This window comes from Sphaerisporangium sp. NPDC004334 (assembly GCF_053602655.1).
In genome coordinates, this window is the sequence record NZ_JBSGDZ010000002.1 from 272,798 (window position 1) to 290,480 (window position 17,683).

Annotated in this window: 20 protein-coding genes; 10 read left to right on the plus strand and 10 right to left on the minus strand. The window is 72.9% G+C overall.

The genetic code is table 11. From position 1 onward, the window contains the following. Positions 1-56: 56 nt before the first annotated feature. Genes ACWEN6_RS03105 through ACWEN6_RS03130 form a run of 6 tightly spaced genes read right to left on the minus strand, consistent with a single transcriptional unit; the run spans position 57 to position 4,532 of the window. Positions 57-1,274, minus strand: a complete 1,218-nt coding sequence (locus ACWEN6_RS03105) for a hypothetical protein (protein WP_452568707.1) — start codon at positions 1,272-1,274, stop codon at positions 57-59. Further along, entirely contained in the window at positions 1,267-1,779 is a 513-nt protein-coding gene (locus ACWEN6_RS03110) for a SigE family RNA polymerase sigma factor (protein WP_452568708.1), read from the minus strand. Before ACWEN6_RS03110 ends, ACWEN6_RS03105 begins: the two co-directional genes overlap by 8 nt. Continuing rightward, positions 1,776-2,204 (minus strand): hypothetical protein, encoded by a 429-nt coding sequence (locus tag ACWEN6_RS03115; RefSeq protein WP_452568709.1) that lies wholly within the window; start codon positions 2,202-2,204, stop codon positions 1,776-1,778. The genes ACWEN6_RS03110 and ACWEN6_RS03115 overlap by 4 nt, the downstream gene beginning before the upstream one ends. Beyond that, positions 2,201-2,659 (minus strand): hypothetical protein, encoded by a 459-nt coding sequence (locus ACWEN6_RS03120; protein ID WP_354839153.1) that lies wholly within the window; start codon positions 2,657-2,659, stop codon positions 2,201-2,203. Before ACWEN6_RS03120 ends, ACWEN6_RS03115 begins: the two co-directional genes overlap by 4 nt. A 10-nt stretch (positions 2,660-2,669) precedes the next feature. Continuing rightward, on the minus strand, positions 2,670-3,503 hold the full coding sequence (locus ACWEN6_RS03125) for a carbon-nitrogen hydrolase family protein (RefSeq protein ID WP_452568710.1): 834 nt from the start codon (positions 3,501-3,503) through the stop codon (positions 2,670-2,672). Between the two features lie 9 nt (positions 3,504-3,512). Then, the gene (locus ACWEN6_RS03130; protein ID WP_452568711.1) at positions 3,513-4,532 is read right to left on the minus strand and encodes a DUF418 domain-containing protein; all 1,020 of its coding nucleotides are present in this window, start codon (positions 4,530-4,532) and stop codon (positions 3,513-3,515) included. A gap of 266 nt (positions 4,533-4,798) precedes the next feature. On the opposite strand from ACWEN6_RS03130, the gene ACWEN6_RS03135 reads away from it, so the two are divergent. The 3 genes from ACWEN6_RS03135 (at position 4,799) to ACWEN6_RS03145 (ending at position 6,663) form a co-directional block, all read left to right on the plus strand. Further along, complete coding sequence (locus ACWEN6_RS03135; protein ID WP_452568712.1) at positions 4,799-5,971, plus strand: pyridoxal phosphate-dependent aminotransferase; 1,173 nt, start codon at positions 4,799-4,801, stop codon at positions 5,969-5,971. A gap of 88 nt (positions 5,972-6,059) precedes the next feature. Then, the gene (locus ACWEN6_RS03140; RefSeq protein ID WP_354839165.1) at positions 6,060-6,257 is read left to right on the plus strand and encodes a ribbon-helix-helix protein, CopG family; all 198 of its coding nucleotides are present in this window, start codon (positions 6,060-6,062) and stop codon (positions 6,255-6,257) included. A gap of 25 nt (positions 6,258-6,282) precedes the next feature. Next, positions 6,283-6,663, plus strand: a complete 381-nt coding sequence (locus ACWEN6_RS03145) for a type II toxin-antitoxin system death-on-curing family toxin (RefSeq protein WP_452568713.1) — start codon at positions 6,283-6,285, stop codon at positions 6,661-6,663. 141 nt (positions 6,664-6,804) lie between these two features. On the opposite strand, the gene ACWEN6_RS03150 is transcribed toward ACWEN6_RS03145, so the two are convergent. From ACWEN6_RS03150 to ACWEN6_RS03160, 3 genes are all read right to left on the minus strand, one after another. Continuing rightward, the gene (locus tag ACWEN6_RS03150) at positions 6,805-7,143 is read right to left on the minus strand and encodes a hypothetical protein (RefSeq protein ID WP_452568714.1); all 339 of its coding nucleotides are present in this window, start codon (positions 7,141-7,143) and stop codon (positions 6,805-6,807) included. A 146-nt stretch (positions 7,144-7,289) separates the two neighbouring features. After that, complete coding sequence (gene bar / locus ACWEN6_RS03155; protein WP_452568715.1) at positions 7,290-8,402, minus strand: barbiturase; 1,113 nt, start codon at positions 8,400-8,402, stop codon at positions 7,290-7,292. Positions 8,403-8,478: 76 nt separating this feature from the next. Continuing rightward, positions 8,479-9,387: a carbamate kinase gene (locus ACWEN6_RS03160; protein WP_452568716.1), complete on the minus strand. Its 909-nt coding sequence runs from the start codon at positions 9,385-9,387 to the stop codon at positions 8,479-8,481. Positions 9,388-9,531: 144 nt separating this feature from the next. Here ACWEN6_RS03160 and ACWEN6_RS03165 point away from each other — a divergent pair, with 144 nt between their 5' ends. The 7 genes from ACWEN6_RS03165 to ACWEN6_RS03195 all read left to right on the plus strand — a co-directional run bounded on the left by ACWEN6_RS03165 (position 9,532) and on the right by ACWEN6_RS03195 (position 15,106). Further along, the gene (locus ACWEN6_RS03165) at positions 9,532-10,107 is read left to right on the plus strand and encodes an SseB family protein (RefSeq protein ID WP_452568717.1); all 576 of its coding nucleotides are present in this window, start codon (positions 9,532-9,534) and stop codon (positions 10,105-10,107) included. A 47-nt stretch (positions 10,108-10,154) separates the two neighbouring features. Beyond that, positions 10,155-10,970, plus strand: coding sequence for a prepilin peptidase (locus ACWEN6_RS03170; RefSeq protein ID WP_452568718.1), 816 nt, complete (start codon positions 10,155-10,157; stop codon positions 10,968-10,970). A 67-nt stretch (positions 10,971-11,037) separates the two neighbouring features. After that, positions 11,038-12,216: a chorismate synthase gene (gene aroC, locus ACWEN6_RS03175; protein ID WP_354839186.1), complete on the plus strand. Its 1,179-nt coding sequence runs from the start codon at positions 11,038-11,040 to the stop codon at positions 12,214-12,216. Further along, on the plus strand, positions 12,213-12,719 hold the full coding sequence (locus ACWEN6_RS03180) for a shikimate kinase (protein WP_354839189.1): 507 nt from the start codon (positions 12,213-12,215) through the stop codon (positions 12,717-12,719). The genes aroC and ACWEN6_RS03180 overlap by 4 nt, the downstream gene beginning before the upstream one ends. Further along, a complete protein-coding gene (gene aroB, locus ACWEN6_RS03185; RefSeq protein ID WP_354925142.1) occupies positions 12,716-13,792 on the plus strand; it encodes a 3-dehydroquinate synthase in 1,077 nt (358 codons plus the stop codon). Before ACWEN6_RS03180 ends, aroB begins: the two co-directional genes overlap by 4 nt. 97 nt (positions 13,793-13,889) lie before the next feature. Beyond that, positions 13,890-14,324, plus strand: coding sequence for a type II 3-dehydroquinate dehydratase (gene aroQ, locus ACWEN6_RS03190; protein WP_452568719.1), 435 nt, complete (start codon positions 13,890-13,892; stop codon positions 14,322-14,324). After that, positions 14,321-15,106, plus strand: a complete 786-nt coding sequence (locus ACWEN6_RS03195; RefSeq protein ID WP_452568720.1) for an SGNH/GDSL hydrolase family protein — start codon at positions 14,321-14,323, stop codon at positions 15,104-15,106. The genes aroQ and ACWEN6_RS03195 overlap by 4 nt, the downstream gene beginning before the upstream one ends. 69 nt (positions 15,107-15,175) lie before the next feature. Here ACWEN6_RS03195 and ACWEN6_RS03200 read toward each other — a convergent pair whose 3' ends face one another. Continuing rightward, on the minus strand, positions 15,176-17,680 hold the full coding sequence (locus ACWEN6_RS03200) for a helicase C-terminal domain-containing protein (RefSeq protein WP_452568721.1): 2,505 nt from the start codon (positions 17,678-17,680) through the stop codon (positions 15,176-15,178). Between the last annotated feature and the right edge of the window lie 3 nt (positions 17,681-17,683).

Sequence of the window (17,683 nt, forward strand, 5' to 3'; positions counted from 1 at the left end):
CACGGGCCGATCGTCGGCCCGTCGGCGCGGTGAACAGCGGCACTGGCGGCCGCTGTTCACCGCGCCGGTGTGGACAGCGGGACACCGGTCCACAGAGGCGGATGGGGAGGCACCTTCTCCCGCCAGATCTCCTTGCCGCGGGCGTCGAAGCCGACGATCGTGTACCCCCCGGTGTAGAGGTCGCTCTCGCGCCCGCTGGGGGCGGAGAACAGGGCGAGACCGCGTCTCCAGGGGTCGCGGGCCGTGGCGGCCCAGATCGGGGCGCCCGTCCCGGCGGTCAGTTCGACCTTGGCCGTCCCCGCGGTGGCCAGGCCGAACCACCGGCCGTGCCCGAAGTGCCAGGAGATGATCCTCGCGGGCGCGCCCGCCGTCGCGCCGGTCCACAGGATCTCCGTCGCGGCGACCATGACCCCGTCGCGCAGCCAGGTGAACGTCCCGTCCTTGTGCAGTCGCGCGGTGAGCCCGCCGGGCAGGTCGACAGGGGGCGTCACGGGGGCCGCGCTCGTCGGGGAGAGCAGGAACGGATCGGGCGTCGTGCGGCCGAGGACCTCGCCGTCGGCGTCCCGGAACTCGAAGCCGCGCACCCGTGCCCGCGTCGGGTAGGTCACCGCCCACACCGCCGCGGGGGCGCCCTTCGGCCGGTAGATCACGCCGGGCAGCCGGGTCCCGTCCGCGGCGATGGCCGACACCTTCCCCACCTTGGAGCGGGCGACGCCATAGGAGAGCACCGTCTCCCCGCGCGACCAATCTTCCGCCGTGCCGCCGACGTACCAGGCGTACTCGCCCGAGTGGCCGGGGTCGGCGTCCATCGGGCAGTTGGCGATCGTCCCGCCGTCCAGGCCTGACTGCATGGCCCAGCACAGCACGTCGTACTTGGGCGCGCCGGGCGGCACCGGCTGGTCGATGCGCTGCTGCTGCGGCTTCCTGCTGAACCAGAGGCGCAGGTATCGGCCGTCGGTGGGGTTGACCAGGGTCACGGTGTCTCCGACGGGAGGACTTTCCCGTGACTCGCGCTCGAAGGCGTCCTCGCCCTCCTTCGACGGGACCATGGTGGCGGTCGCGCGGGTGGTGGCGTTGCCGGGCCCGGCGCCCGAGAGCACCAGCGGCACGCCGGCGGCCAGCGCGGCCACCGACAGCGAACAGGCGGCCAGGGCGGCGAACCTGCGACGCCGGGCCCCGCCGAGGCGCCGCTGGACGCCGATCCACGCGTGCGGACTGGTCTGGTAGGTCGAGGCGCGGGCGCGCAGGGCCTCGCGGAGGTCGTCGTCAATCATCGTTGCTCTCCCTGAGGGCACGACCGAGGGCCGCGATGGCGCGGCTGGTGTGGCTCTTGACGGAGCCGGGGGACACGCCCATGGCATCGGCGATCTCGCGTTCGGACAGATCGAGCCAGTACCGCAGGACCAGGGCCTCGCGCTGGCGGCGCGGCAGCCGGTCCACGGCGGCGAGCAGGTCGCGGTGGCGTTCGGCGGTCAGGTACGCCTCTTCGCCGTCTCCCTGGGCGGGCGAAGGCTCGAGTCTGCGCAGGCGTACCAGCCGGAGATGGCGTATCCGGTTGCGGGTGAGGTTGCAGACGATCGCGCGGAGGTACGGCACCGCCGCCGCGTCATCGCGCAGGCGCGCCAGCCGCGGGTGCAGGCGCGCGAAGGCCTCCTGCGCGATGTCCTCGGGATCGTCGGCGCCGAGCAGGCCCGCCAGCCGTACCATCGCCGGATAGTGCGCGGCGAAGATCTCGGCGAATGACGGCCTGCCCGGCGACAGCACGGGCGTTTCTGTCACACTCCAGAGACACTCAAGCCCTGGGCCGGTTGGCAGGGGATCGGGACGCGCTCGACGCGGATGGAGTGGACCTCCTCGTGGGGCACGACCACCTCGTAGGCTCCGTGGTCGACCATCCAGTAGCCCAGCGCCTCGGCCTTGAGCCCGCTGTGACCGGTGTAGGCGATGTGCAGGCCGTCGTCGTCCTCGTCCAGGACCACGCACGGCTCGCCGCCGAACGCGCCCACCGTGCGCAGCAGCACCAGCCACTGGAGGTCCTCGCGCCGGACCTGCCGCCGCCAGTACGCGCCGGCGCGCTCGAAGCCTTCGCACGGCTCCTCGCTGAACAGGATCACGTCGTCGGGGCCGGGGCCGAGGGCGGCCGCGTAGGTCTGGTCGTGCTGGTGGGCGATGAAGCCGAGACCGACGGGTTCGATGTCGGTCATGCGGCCGGCCGCCAGGTCAGGCCGTCGTAGTCGGCGAAGCGCCGCTCGCCGCGGGTGGTCAGGTGACGGATCTCGGCCCCCGCCGGGATGGGCATGGGCGGGGTGTGGAACTGGGGTACCACGTGCTGGCGGGAGGTGGTGAACCCGTTGCCCGCGAAGGGTGGCGAATCGTTCCAATCTCCGCCCATGTGCGGCCCGTAGGGGACGTCGTAGGTGTCGGTGTCGCGTACCAGCCACCGCAGGATGTACAGCTCGGGGACCGAGGGTTCGAGCTCGGACCCTTCGAAGGTCAGGTCGAGCGCGGACACGAGCTGCTCGGGGGAGGTCAGCCGCGAGCAGTCTTGGACGCGGTAGACGTAGCCCGAGATGATCGTGCGCTGGCCCGCGAGGTAGGGCACCAGCAGCCGGGGTGGAATGACCTTTTGCATCTGGGTGCTTGGTGCGGGCTCGCTCACATCCCGCATTTTACGATCTGCCGACCTCGGCGTTCCGCACGGAGCGATAAATATCTGGGCGCCGGTGGGAAAGAGAGGGCAGCGTGGCGCGCACCCGGTCGGTCTCGGCCGGGTCGATCTCGACGACCTGGACGGCGCCGCTGGGCCCGAGATCGGCGCGGACCACGCCCAGAGGGTCGACGAGCATGCTGCGGCCCACGCCGAAGCCGTCCCTGGCCTCCGGGTCGGGGGCCTGGCCGACGGCGATCGTCCACATGGTGTTCTCGATGGCCCGCGCCCTGACCAGGGTCGCCCAGTGCTCCTCCTTCATCGGGCCCGCGCTCCAGGCGGCGATGACGACGAACGCGTCGGCGCCCTGGTCGACCAGGGCGCGCGCCAGCTCGGGGAAGCGCACGTCGTAGCAGGTGATCAGGCCGAGGCGCAGGCCCTCCAGCTCCACGACCACCGGCGTCTCGCCGGGGGCGACCAGGTCGGACTCGCGGGCGCCGAAGGAGTCGAACAGGTGGATCTTGCGGTAGGCGGCCCGCAGCCGCCCGCACCGGTCGAGCGCGACGGCCGTGTTGTGCACGCGCCCGTCGCCGTCGGGGTCCCCGGACTCGAACGTGCCGAGGACGACCGCGATCTCGTGGGCTCGCGCGGCGTCGGCCACGGCGGTCACGAACGGGCCGTCGACCGGCTCGGCGGACTCGGCGATCTCTTTGCCGAACCGGGTCAGCATCGCCTCGGGGAACACCGCGAGCGTCGCGCCGCGCGAGGCGGCCCGGCCGAGAGCGTCGCGGACGCGTTCGAGGTTGGTCTTGGGGTCGGCGGACACCGGAAGCTGGCACAGGGCGATGCGGGTCACCCCACAAGCCTAAAGGTCCGGACCCCCGGCTGCCGAGGAGCGCGGGCGGCGGTTGGGGAGCGGCTCCCACCAGGTGACGCACCGCCACGCCCACTCCAGCGGTCCGTACCTGTACCGGGCGGTCCACCAGCGGGCGAAGGCCACCAGCGCCAGGACGGCGACCGCGGACACCACGAGCACGCCCGCGCGGCTGCCGTTCCTGGTGAGCAGCGGGAGCGCCGCCAAAGTGATCAGCGTGCCGGCCACGTACGCGGTGAGCGCGATGCGGCCGAGCGGCTCCAGCGCGGCCGTGAGCCAGGGCAGGCGCCTGGCGGCCAGCAGTAACCCGGTGCAGTACGCGGTGGCCGCGGCGAGACCGGCCAGCGGGTAGACGCTCACGGTGAAGGGGAAGCGGAATGTCGCGGGGTGCGCGAAGAGGTACAGCCACGCCCCGGTGAGCGCGACGGCCAGCGGCGCGCTCACCAGGAAGGCCGTGCGCAGCGCGCGGCGCCCGGGGGCGTACGCGATCACGGCCATGCCGAGCAGGAACAGTCCCGGGATCAGCCACACGCCGCCCGCGTGGAACAGGACCGCCCACGACGTGGCGGCGGTCCCGGCGGTGAGCACCGCCCACCTGGGCAGGTAGGAGGCCGGCAGCAGGATGAGCGCGCCGGTCAGGGCGTAGGGGAGCAGCACTTCGCCGGGGCTGAGCGTCCGGTGGAGCAGCCCGAGGACGGCGAGCGCCGACAGCCTGCGGAGCAGCACGAGCCGGGGATGGGACGTCCGGCGGGCCGCCGAGCGCAGGAACAGGACGAAACTGACGCCGAACAGCAATGAGAAGATCGGGAAGAAGCGGCTCTGCAGGAGGTTCTCGACCAGCCAGTCCGTGGGCGTGGTGGTGGTCCGGTGGGCGGCGTCGGAGGTGTGCTGCCAGGTGTTGACCAGCGTGATCCCGCAGACGGCGAGGCCGCGCAGCACGTCCAGCTCCCGGATCCGGGCGGGGGCCGGTTCCCGGCGCTCCTCGGCATAGCGGACAAACCTGGCGACCACCTCAGCAGGCTAACGCCGCTACGTCACCCGCGTCTTTCGGTGTGTGTGGATTTTCCGCCTGACATGACTTATTTCGGTATTTGTCCGCCTTTGACGGCGAAGCGGTGGGGTGTGGGGGTCGTGAAGCCGGTGACCGGTGGCCGGTGACCGGTGACCGGTGGCCGGTGACCGGTGACCGATTCGGTCGATAGGCTTCGCGGACGCCTCCGGTGGGTGGGGGGCGGAGGGTTCGGTGCGGGGAAGGGCGGCTGGGTAGGCTTGCCGGCGTGAACGAGCCATTGGTCGCCCGCATGCGCGAGTTCGGCACGACGATCTTCTCGGAGATGACGGCGCTCGCCGTGCGCACCGGGTCGATCAACCTGGGACAAGGCTTCCCCGACACCGACGGCCCCGCCTCCATGCTCGAACACGCCGTGACGGCGATCAGGGGAGGGCTGAACCAGTACCCGCCCGGGCCCGGGATGCCCGAGTTGCGGCAGGCCGTCGCCGAGCACCGCAAGCAGCACTACGGCCTGCTGTACGAGCCGGACGGCGAGATCCTGGTCACCGTCGGTGCCACCGAGGCGCTCGCGGCGTCGGTCCTCGCGCTGTGCGAGGCGGGTGACGAGGTCATCCTGTTCGAGCCGTACTACGACTCCTACGCCGCGGCCGTCGCGCTCGCCGGCGCGGTGCGCCGGACGGTGGCCCTGCGCCCTGCGGGGGACAGGTTCACCTTCGACCCCGACGAACTGCGCGCGGCCGTGGGCCCGCGCACCCGGGCGATCCTGGTCAACTCCCCGCACAACCCCACCGGCACCGTCTTCACCCGCGACGAGCTGGCGCTGGTCGCCGCCGTCTGCCAGGAACACGACCTCATCGCGATCACCGACGAGGTCTATGAGCATCTGACCTTCGACGGCGTGGAACACGTGCCGATGGCCACGCTCCCGGGCATGCGCGAGCGCACCGTCATGATCTCCTCGGCCGGCAAGACCTTCTCGGCGACCGGCTGGAAGATCGGCTGGGTGTGCGGTCCCCCGGAGCTGGTCGCGGCCGTCCAGTCGGTCAAGCAGTTCCTCACCTTCACCTCCGGCGCTCCGTGGCAGGTCGCGGTCGCCCACGCCCTGCGCGAGGAGCTCGGCTGGGTCGCCGGGGCGCGCGACGCGCTCGCCGCCAAGCGCGACCGGCTCATGACGGGGCTGTCGGCGGCGGGCTTCGGCGTCTACCGGCCGGCGGGGACGTACTTCGTGCAGACCGACATCCGGCCGCTCGGCTTCACCGACGGGGCCGAGCTGGCCAGGCGGCTGCCCGAGCTGGCGGGCGTCGTCGCCGTCCCGACCCAGGTGTTCTACGACCACCCCGAGCTCGGCAGGCATTTCCTGCGCTTCGCCTTCTGCAAGAAGGACGAGATCATCGACGAGGCCGTCATGCGGCTGGCCCGCCTGGGACGGGCCGAGTAAAAGCACTGACACCCGGTGTAAATGGTCATACACTCACCGTGTCCAAGCGTGACGCCGACACCGTATGCGTACCGTGGAGGTATTGGCCATGACGCTCAGCCTCAGTGAGGAGCAGACCGAGGCCCTGCGCCGGCGCGCGGAGAAGGAGGGGCGCAGCCTCCAGCAGGTCGTGCAGTCGGCCGTCGAGGAGTACATCGCCCGGCACGACGCCGACGAGGAGGTCCGCCGCCTCGGCCTCGCGGCGGCGAGCCGCTGGCGTTCGGTCCTCGATCGGCTCGCCGAATGACCGGCCACACCCCACCGGCGCGCGGGTGACGCGCTACCTGACCATGGAGCAGGTGGTGGATCTGGCACGGGTGACGCTCGGTGCTCCGCCTCACCTGCGTGACATCGGGCTGCTCGACTCGGCCGTGCACCGGCCGCAGGCGTCCATGTTCGGCCACGAGGCCTACTCGCACGTGCTGGTCAAGGCGGCGGCACTGCTGCACTCGCTGGCCGTCCACCATCCCTTCGAGCGTGGCGCGCGGCAGGTCGCCTGGGTCTGCACCGTGGTGTTCCTCGCCTGCAACGGCGTCGAGGTGGACAGCGATGACGACGCGGTCCATGACCTGGTCACCTCCGTGGCCTCCGGCGCGTTCACCGAGGTGGACGAGATCGCCCAGGTCCTGTGGGGGTTCGCCGTACCGGTGTGAGGCGCGGCGCGCTCCAAGGCCGAGGGCTCGCGGGAGCGGCGGCCGAGGGCGCGGAACGGCGGCGGAGGCGCGGCTCGGGCGGTGAGCGGTCCGGGTGCTGCGGCCCGGGGCTGCTGCGGGGGCGGTGCTGCGGCCCAGTGGTCAGCCTCGCCGGCGGTTGGTGATCTTGCTCAGCGCGTAGGCCACGTTCACCGCGGCGATGAGCGCGAACAATAGGAGAAGGGCGGGGCCGGGCGACGGGACGCGGGCCACGATCGCCGTCAGCGGGATCGACATGGCCAGCGACCCGAGGCCCAGGGCCATCTGTGCCCAGTCGGGCCTCTGACGCTTGGCCGGGGTCGCGGCGAGCCGCGCGTCGATCACCGCGTTGACGCGGTCGACGAGCGACTCGGCGAGCTCGAGTTCGTACTGTGGGCCGAGCTCGCGGCGGGCGGCCATGGCGGCGGCGACTTCATCGCGCTCTAATCCCTGAGACTCCACGGCCCGATTCTGCCCTGTACGCCGGCCTCGTGGTGATATCCGGCGCAACGAATGTTCCCGGATGCTCGCCCCCGGTGCCCGGATCAGATCGGTGCCTCGCCGTCAGGCGACGGGGCGCACCCACCGGGAGGCGCTCACCTCCATCCTCACTGTCGGCCGAGGTCGGCGATGGCGGCTACGGGGCCGCCGCCAGAGGGGCCCTGGTGGACGGCGGCGACGGACACGAAGACGGCCGGGTCGCCGGTGACACTGGCCGCGACGCCGCCGACGGTGGCCTTGATCTGCCGGTGCCAGTGCACGTCGGAGTCGTCGAGCATGATGTTCCTGCGTCCGCGCACCCGGCCGCCGGGGTCGGCCTCGCACTTCATGAACACGTTGACGAGCCGGTCGCCGAGGTCGCTCGGGTGCGGCCGGTCGGGCAGGTCGATGCCGCTGCCACGGATCGCCTCCCAGATCCCGTCGGCGTCGAGCGCGTCCTTCATCACGCTGTGCCCGATGCGGTAGCGCCCGCCGATCCCGCGCACGTTGCCGACGACGACGATCTGGGCGCGGTCGAGTTCGACGCCGGAGGAGCACGAGGCGACGCTGGAGTACAGCGAGAGGTCCTTGTGGATCTGCCCGGCCGTGGGCATCTCGATCTCGCCGAGGGCGACGGCGACGCCCAGGGCGGTCGTGGAGTTGGAGATGTCCATGGAGGGGCCGGTGTCCTCGATCACGACCTCCTGGCCGCGCGACTTGGCCTCGGTGATCGTGGCCAGGGTGAGCAGCGGGGTCTTGGTCTGCACGTAGTGGACGTCGGCCGGATCCTCGATGCCCGCGATCTTCATGGCCTCGCGCACGCCGGCCGCGACCTTCTCCACCATCGCCGGGCGGCCGATGTCCTCGGGGAGGATGACCTCGCTCATGGCCACGCCGACCGAGACGCGCGGCTCGTCCGACGGCTCCACCTCGGACGGGTCGAGCGACGCGAAGATCGTGGCGTGCGGGCTGAGCACCCCGTCAGTACCGCCGGACCACACCAGGGGTACCTGCGCGACCTCCTCCGGAGTCCGGGTGCCCTTGGCGATCAGCACCTCGCGGAACGCGCGGTCGGCCAGGATGCGGGTGTAGTCGTTGACGCCGCCGTTTCCCTCGGTCTTGCCGATCACGGCGAGCACCCGGTCGGCGTCGATCACCCCGTCGTCGATGAGCCTCTCCAGCCCGGAGGCGTCGGTGACGCTCTCGATGGTGACCTTGCGCACCTCGATCGGATCCGGCATGTCTCCTACCCTTCGGTCGTTCGCTCCGCTACGTCGGTCCATCTTCCCCACCGGTCGCGGCGTCGACCGGTCCGGCTCACCGGCCGACCACCGTGCCGGCGGTGCCGTTCAGCGCCTCGCCGAGGTGCTCCAGGGAGGTGATCACGGACCGGCCGCCGCCCTCGGCGAACCGTAGCGCGGCCTCCACCTTGGGTCCCATGCTGCCGCTCGCGAAGTGCCCCGCCGCCTGCAACTCGCGCAGCTCGGCGACGGTGGTGCGGCCGATGGGGCGGGCCCGTCCGGTTCCGTACCCCACGACGGCGGCGGGCACGTCGGTGGCCACGACCAGCACGGTCGCCCGTACGGCGCCCGCGAGCACCGCCGCGGCCGCGTCCTTGTCGACGACGGCCTCGACGCCTTTCAGCGAGCCGTCGGCCTGACGGGCGACGGGAACCCCGCCGCCTCCGGCGACCACGACGGTGTACCCGGCGTCCATCAGGGCCAGGGCGGCGGGCGCGTCGAGGATCTCCAGCGGTTCCGGCGAGGCCACGACGCGCCGGAAGCCCCTGCCGGGGAACGCGCGCCAGGTCTGCCCGAACTGCTCGAACCTGCGCGCCTCGGCCTCGGTGAAGTACCTGCCGATCGGCTTGACGGGCGCGGCGAACGCGGGGTCGGCGAGGTCGACCAGGGTCCGGGACACCACGACGGCCGCCGGGTGGCCCAGGGCGTTGAGGATGAGCACCCCGATCGTGGCCTGGGTCTGCGCGCCGCACCAGTCGAGCGGGACGGGGGGCACGACCTCGGCGGCGAGCTGGTTCTTCAGCAGCAGGTTGCCGACCTGGGGACCGTTGCCGTGGGTCAGGACGACCTGGTGGCCGCCGGCGATGAGCGCGGACACCTGCGCCATGGCCCGCTCGATGGCCCGGCGCTGGTCGAGCGGGGAGGCGCTGCCGTCGGGCGCGGTCATCGCGTTGCCGCCGAGAGCGATCAGGACGCGTTCACCCACAGCCCGAAGCTATCGAGAGCAGCACGTCCCCCTCATTGGCGACATCTGCCCACGAAGAGCCGTCCCTTCGGATACATCCGCCGATTCAGCCGTCCTGTGGCCGCGTACCGGGGAGGAGAGCGGAGGTGGGTAGGCTCGTGAGTCGTGCCGAGCATTCCGCAGCCCCTGGTCCCCGACGACGACGGCGGCGCAGACGCGTCCGTGACGGCGGCGCTGGCCGCCTTCGCCGCGGGCACGGGGGACGCGGCCGCGGTGGCGTCCGCGCTGAGCACCGCGCGCCTGCTGGTCCCGGTGGTCGCGCTTCTGACGCGGGCCGAGGTCGGCGAACACGGGCTCAAGCAGGAGAAAGAGAGCGAGATGGCGCTGCCGGTGCTGGTCGGCGCCGATGGCAGGAAGGCCGTCCCGGCCTTCACCGGCGTCGCGTCGCTCCGGTTGTGGCGCGCCGACGCCCGGCCCATCCAGGCGGTGACGCCCCAGGTCTGCCGGGCCGCGCTGAGCGAGGACGCCGCCGCCGTGATGGTCGACGTCGCGGGCCCGGTGCCGTTCGCGATCGAGGGCGGCCTGCTGCACGCCTTGGCGTCCATCGGCCGGATGCCGGCGGGCGACGACGGCCTCGCGCCGATGCTGCAAGAGCTGTCCCGGCACGCCGAGGTGACGGTGGCCCGCGTCCCCGAACACAAACCCGGCCTCCTCGCCCGCCTGCGCGGACACGCGAGATGACCGGCGTTTCGCGGGAGAGGCGACCGCCGGGGCACTAAGGTCGGCGGGTGAGCCTCATCGTCGCCGAGGCCGCGCTCGCGGGTCTGCTCGCCGGAGCCTACGTCCGCGTCCTGGCCGGCGCCTTCACCCCTGCCGCCACCCGCCCTCACGACGAGTCCCGCCCTCACGACGAGTCCCGCCCTCACGACCAGGCCGGACCTGACGACGTGTCCCGGCCTGACGACCAGGCCGGACCTCACGACCGAACCGGGCCTCACGATCAGGCCGGGTCCCAGGGGCCGGGGCGTGGGGCGTATTGGGCGGAGGGGCGGGAGGCGTTCCGGCGGGTGGTGCGGGCCGCGCCCGTGCCCGCGTGGCCGCCGGTGGTCGAGGCGGCGGTGGCGGCCGTGGTCGCGCCGGTCGTGTGGCGACTGGAGGGCGATGGCCTGGTCGCCGCCTGGTTGTACATGGCCCTGGTGGGCTGCGCGCTCGCGTTGATCGACTGGCGGACCCAGCGGCTGCCCGACGTGCTGACCCTGCCCTCGTACCCGATCGTCGCCGCCCTGCTGGTCCCCACGGGACGGCTGGGGGACGCGCTGCTCGGCGGCCTCGCCCTGGCCGGCGCCTACGCCGTGCTGTGGTTCGCCCGCCCGGCCTCGCTCGGGCTGGGCGATGTGAAGCTCGCGGGCCTCGCCGGGATGCTCACCGGCGCCCTCGGCTGGGACGCCTGGCTCGCGGGCGCGATCGCCGGGCAGTTCCTCGGGGCCCTGTACGCCGTCGGCCTGCTCGCGACCCGCCGCGGCACGCTGAAGAGCCAGTTCCCCCTGGGGCCGTTCATCCTGCTCGGCACCCTCACCGCCCTGCTGGTCTCACCGTCCCCCTGACCGGCGCGTGATCACATGGTGGACGGCGGGGTGAGGGCAGTGGGCCGTGCATGGAAGACTTGTCATCATGTTGCGCTGGTTGACCGCAGGTGAGTCCCACGGCCCTGAACTCGTCGCGATTCTGGAAGGGATGCCCGCCGGAGTGGCGGTCACGACCGCCGACGTCGAGCAGGCCCTGGCGCGGCGCCGCCTCGGGTACGGCCGCGGCGCGCGCATGAAGTTCGAGCAGGACGAGGTGACCATCGTCGGCGGCCTGCGCCACGGCCGCACGCTCGGCAGCCCCGTGGCGATCAGGGTCGGCAACAGCGAGTGGCCCAAGTGGGAGACGGTGATGGCGGCCGATCCGGTCGATCCCGACCTGCTGGCCGCCCAGGCCCGCAACGCGCCGCTGTCGCGTCCGCGTCCCGGGCACGCCGATCTGTCGGGCATGCAGAAGTACGGCTTCGACGACGCCCGTCCCATCCTCGACCGGGCCAGCGCCCGCGAGACGGCCGCCCGGGTGGCCCTCGGCCAGGTCGCCCGCAACTTCCTCAAGCAGGCGCTCGGCGTCGACATCGTCAGCCACGTGGTGTCCATCGGCACGGCCGACGCGCCGGACGGCATGATCCCCATGCCCGGCGATCTGGCCGCCGTGGACGAAAGTCCGGTGCGCTGCCTGGACGCCGAGGCGGGCGCGGCGATGATCGCCGAGATCGACACGGCCAAGAGGGACGGCGACACGCTCGGCGGGGTCGTCGAGGTGATCGCGTACGGGCTGCCGCCCGGGCTCGGCAGCTACGTCCACTGGGACCGCCGCCTGGACTCGCGCCTGGCCGGGGCGCTCATGGGCATCCAGGCGATCAAGGGGGTGGCGGTCGGGGACGGCTTCGCGACCGCGCGCCGCCGGGGCTCGCAGGCCCACGACGAGATCGAGAACACCGCCGAGGGTGTGCGCCGCATCACCAACCGGGCGGGCGGCGTCGAGGGCGGCATGACCAACGGCGAGCCGCTGCGGGTGCGCGCCGCCATGAAGCCGATCTCCACGGTGCCCCGCGCGCTCTCGACGGTGGACGTGCGCACCGGCGAGGCCGCCAAGGCCATCAACCAGCGGTCCGACGTGTGCGCGGTCCCCGCCGCCGGTATCGTCGCTGAGGCGATGGTCGCGCTGGTGCTCGCCGACGCGGCCGTCGAGAAGTTCGGCGGCGACTCCGTGGAGGAGGTCGCCCGCAACCTTTCCGGCTACCTGTCGTCGATGGTGATCAAGTGACCTCTCCCAGAGCTGTGCTCATCGGCCCGCCCGGGTCGGGCAAGTCCACCATCGGCCGCCTGCTGGCCGGCCGCCTGGGCGCCGGCTTCCGCGACACCGACGAGGACGTCGAGGCCGTGGCCGGCAAGCCCGTCTCCGACGTCTTCGTCGAGGACGGCGAAGAGCGGTTCCGCGAGCTGGAGGCCGAGGCCGTGCGCCGGGCGCTCGCCGAGCACGACGGCGTGCTGTCGCTCGGCGGCGGCGCCATCCTGCGCGAGGCGACCCGGGAGCTCCTGGCGGGGCACCCCGTGGTCTACCTGCAGGTCGGCCTGGCCGACGCCGTCCAGCGCGTCGGCCTGGCGCAGGCCCGCCCGCTGCTGGTGCTCAACCCGCGCAGTCAGCTCAAGCGGCTGATGGAGGAACGCCGCCCGGTCTACGAGCGGCTCGCCTCGCTCATCGTGGCCACCGACGGCCGCACGCCCGAAGAGATCACCGACGAGATCGTCAAGGGGCTGCCGGCATGACGAGCACCCGCATCACGGTCAAGGGCGAGCGCCCTTACGAGGTGGTCGTCGGCACGGGGGTGCTCGCCGAGCTGCCCGGCCTGCTGGGCGACGGCGTCGGCACGGTCGCGGTGGTGCATCCGGCCGGCCTTCCCGAGATCGCCCGCCCGGTCTGCGGCGCCCTGTCCACGGCCGGGCACACGGTCGTGCCGCTGCCCGTCCCCGACGGCGAGCGCGCCAAGTCGGTCGATGTGGCCGCCGAGCTGTGGTCGGCGTTCGGCCGGCACGGCATCACCCGCACGGACGCCGTCGTCGGCGTCGGCGGAGGGGCGACCACCGACCTGGCCGGGTTCGTCGCGGCCACCTGGCTGCGCGGCGTCAAGGTCGTGCAGGTGCCCACCACCCTGCTCGGCATGGTGGACGCCGCGGTGGGCGGCAAGACCGGCATCAACACCCCCGAGGGCAAGAACCTCGTCGGCTCCTTCCACCCGCCGGCAGGGGTGCTGTGCGATCTGGCCACGCTGGTGTCGGTGCCCCGGGAGGACTACGTCGCCGGTCTCGCCGAGATCATCAAGGGCGGCTTCATCGCCGACCCTGAGATCCTGCTGCTGGTCGAGGACGACCCCGAGGGCGCGCGGACGCCCGAGGGCCGGCACACCCGCGAGCTGATCGAGCGCAAGGTTCAGGTCAAGGCGGACGTCGTGGGGGCCGACCTACGCGAGTCGGGCGTGCGCGAGATCCTCAACTACGGCCACACGCTGGCCCATGCCATCGAGCGCGTCGAGGACTACCGCATGCGGCACGGCGAGGCCGTGTCCATCGGCATGGTCTACGCCGCCGAGCTGTCGCGGCTGGCCGGGCACGCGCCCGCGGGGCTGGTCGAGCGCACCCGCTCTATCCTCGCCTCGGTGGGGCTGCCGACGGCCTACCGCTCGGAGGTGTGGTCCCAGCTGCGCGACCACATGCGGGTCGACAAGAAGAACCGCGGGGCCCGGCAGCGCTTCGTGATCCTGGACGAGGTGGCCGAGGTCACCCGCCTGGAGGATCCTTCGGAGGAACTGCTGGAGGCCGCGTTCCGCGAGATCGCGCGATGACGGCGGGCACGCGGACGGCGGCGTTGGCGGGTACGAGCAGGCGGCGAAGGTGAGATGAGAGCGGCGTTGGCGGGTACGAGCAGGCGGCGAAGGTGAGATGAGAACGGTCTTCGTGTTCAACGGTCCCAATCTGTCGCGTCTCGGCACGCGCGAGCCGGAGGTGTACGGGGCGGACACCTTCGCCGACCTCGAGGCGCTGTGCCGCCAGACCGGCAGGGAGCTCGGGCTGTCGGTCGACGTCCGGCAGACCAACGACGAGGCCGAGCTGGTCTCCTGGCTCCACGAGGCCGCCGACGGCGCGATCCCCGTGGTGCTGAACCCCGCCGCCTTCACCCACTACTCCTACGCTCTGCGCGACGCCATCGCCCAGCGCACCGCCCCGCTGATCGAGGTGCACATCACCAACCCGGCCACCCGCGAGGAGTTCCGGCACACCTCGGTCGTCGCCGGCGTGGCCACGGGCACGATCGCCGGGTTCGGGCTTCGCTCCTACGAGCTGGCCCTGCGCGCCATCGCGGAGGACGCACGGTGACGACGGAACTCCACCTCTCCGGCAGCCCGTACACCTCGTACGTGGCGATCGGTGACAGCTTCACCGAAGGGCTCAACGACCCCGGCGCCGACGGGCACTTCCGGGGTTGGGCCGACCGCGTGGCCGAGCGGCTCGCCGCGCTGCGGCCCGACTTCCGGTACGCCAACCTCGCCGTGCGGGGCAGGCTGCTGGACCAGATCGTCGAGCAGCAGGTGCCGGCCGCCATCGAGCTGAAGCCCGACCTGGTCAGCCTGTGCGCGGGCGGCAACGACCTGCTGCGGCCGGGCGCCGACCCCGACCGCATGGCCAAGACCCTCGCGCGGGCCGTCCGCGACCTGCGCGGCGCCGGCGCCGACGTCGTGCTGTTCACCGGCGTGGACCCGCGCGACACGCCGCTGATGCGCCAGGTGCGCGGCCGGTGCGCGGTCTTCTACCTGCACGTCCGGTCCATCGCCGACCTGTACGGCTGTCACTTGGTCGACCAGTGGTCGATGCAGGCGCTGCGCGACTGGCGGGCCTGGAGCGAGGACCGCCTGCACATGAACGCCGAGGGCCACCGCTTCGTCGCCGCGAAGGTGTGCGAGGTTCTGGGGGTGCCGTCGCAGGACGACTGGCGCCACATCTGGCCGCCCCGCGAGCACGTCGACCGCAGGGCCAAGCTGCGCGAGGACCGGCTCTGGGTCCGCGAGCACCTGCTCCCGTGGGTAGGCCGCCGCCTGCGCGGCACCTCCTCGGGCGACACCGTCACCCCCAAGCGTCCGGGCCTCGAACCCTACGCCTGACGGCGAAGGGCACCCATTCCGCCCGTTCCCGCGTCGGGCGCCGGGGCCGACGGTGGATGGGGCAGCGTTCTATGACGGGGTGGTGGTGAGGCGGCGGAGGGCGGCGCGGACCTTCTGGGGGTCGGTGGTGGCCCAGAACGGCGGCAGCGAGTCGCGCAGGAAGCCGGCGTAGCGGGCGGTCGCGAGGCGGGGGTCGAGCACGGCCACCACGCCCTTGTCGTCCTGGCCGCGCAGCAGCCGCCCCGCCCCCTGGGCCAGCAGCAGGGCCGCGTGGGTGGCGGCGACGGCCATGAACCCGTTGCCGCCGCGTGCGGCCACGTGCCGCTGGCGGGCCGAGGCCAGCGGGTCGTCCGGCCGGGGGAACGGGATGCGGTCGATGATCACCAGGCTCAGCGAGGGGCCGGGCACGTCGACCCCCTGCCACAGTGACAGGGTGCCGAACAGGCAGGTGGCCGGGTCCTCGGCGAACTGCTTGACCAGCAGGGAGGTCGAGTCGTCGCCCTGGCACAGCAGCGGCACGCCGAGCCGTTCGCGCAGCGCCTCGGTGGCGGCCTTGGCGGCCCGCATGGAGGAGAAAAGGCCGAGCGTGCGCCCGCCCGCGGCCTCGATCAGCTCGGCGATCTCGTCGAGGTACTCCTTGGGCAGACCGTCACGGCCCGGCTGGGGCAGGTGCCGGGCGATGTAGAGGATGCCGCTGCGGGCGTGGTCGAACGGCGACCCGACGTCCAGGCCGGTCCACGCCTTGCGCTTCGGCCCCTCGCCCTGGCCTGGCGCGCCCTCCTGGCCTGGCTCTCGGTTCTGCCCTGTGGCGCCTTGCTGGCCTGGCTCTCGGCCCTGGCCTGTGGCGCCTTGCCGGCCGGGACCTTGCCCCGCCGTCTCGGAGGACTGCTGCCGCTCGGCGGCCGATCGCGCCGGACCGCTCTCGGCCGTGGGCGCCGGCCGCAGATCTTCCTCGCCGGCGGGACGGTCGGGGGCGGCGGCCGGGCGGGCGGGGCCGAGGCCCCATTGGCGGGCCATGCCGTCGAAGGTGCCGCCGAGGGCGAGCGTGGCGCTGGTGAGGATGACGGTGCGGTCGGCGAACAGCTTGTCGCGCAGCATCCCGCCGACGCTGAGCGGCGCGACCTTGAGCGCGGCGGGACGGCGCTCGGTGGCGCCCTCCAGCCATACGACCTCGGCGCGGTCGACCTCGGAGTCGCCGCCGAAGGCATCCAGGATGCGCACGGCCGTGTCGTGCACGTCGTCCAGCGCGGTGAAGGCCGCCTTGCGCTGCCCGGCCGTCTCGGGGTCGTCCTTGTCGCGCCCGCCGCCCCAGCCGTCACCGCCGCGCGACCCCATGGCGGTGAGGCACGCGAACGCGGCGTCCCGCAGGACCGACAGCGTCACGCCGAGGACCTGCGGGAGCTGGTCCAGCCGTCCCGGCGGCGCGGCGGCGAGCAGCGCCTTGAGATCTTCACCCGCCTCCTGGAGGCGGTCGGCGACGCCCTGCTCGATGAGCCGCCCGACGCGGCGCACGGTCGCCGAGACCGTGACGTCGGACAGCTCGTCGGTGACGACGCTCGTGACCCGGTCGACCAGCTCGTGGGCCTCGTCCACGACGACGACGTCGTGGTCGGGCAGGACGGCGAACTCCTCCATGGCGTCGATCGCCAGCAGCGCGTGGTTGGTGACCACGACGTCGACCTGGCCCGCGCGCTCTCTGGCCTGCTCGGCGAAGCACTCGGCGCCGCTCGGGCAGCGCTGCGCGCCCAGGCACTCCTTGGCGCTGACGGAGAACTGCCGCCACGCCTGCTCGTTGACCCCGGGCACCAGCTCGTCGCGGTCGCCGGTCTCGGTCTCCTCGGCCCATTCCTGGATGCGCTGGACCATGCGGCCGGTGGCGCTGACCTCGCGCGGGTCGAAGAGCTGGTCGCCCTCGTCGTCCGGCCAGGCGGCGGTCAGCTTGTAGCGGCAGAGATAGTTTCTTCTGCCCTTGAGGATGGCGAACTGTGGCTCGTGGGGCAGATGGTCGGCCAGTGAAGCGGCGAGCCGGGGCAGGTCGCGGTCCACGAGCTGGCGCTGGAGGGCGATGGTGGCGGTGGAGACGACGACGGCGCTGTCGGACTCGATGGCGTGCCTGACCGCCGGTACGAGGTAGGCGAGGGACTTGCCCGTACCGGTTCCCGCCTGCACAGCGACGTGCTCGTCGTGCTCGATGGCGTGCCGGACGGCCTCCGCCATGGCGACCTGGCCAGGCCGTTCGGCGCCTCCGACGCCCGTGACCGCGGCCCGCAGGAGCTCGCCCACGGGCGGCAGGTCTTCCTCCTCCTCGAGGTCCTCGAGGTTCTCGAAGTCCTCCTCCGAGTCCTCGGAGTTCTCGAACTCCTCCCCGGAGTCGCCCATGCCGGACTCGGAGTCGCCCGCGCCGGACTTCGGGTGCCCGCCGTACCCGGCGTCGTGTCCGTCCAGGTCGTCCCCGCCGGGGCCGTCCTCCCCGGGGGCGGCGGCGTCGCGGGCGCGGCCGGTCGTGCGGCCGGGGGCGTGGCCGGTGACGTCGTCGGGGACGCCTTCGAGGGCGCTGAGGGAGTCGTCGAGCACGGC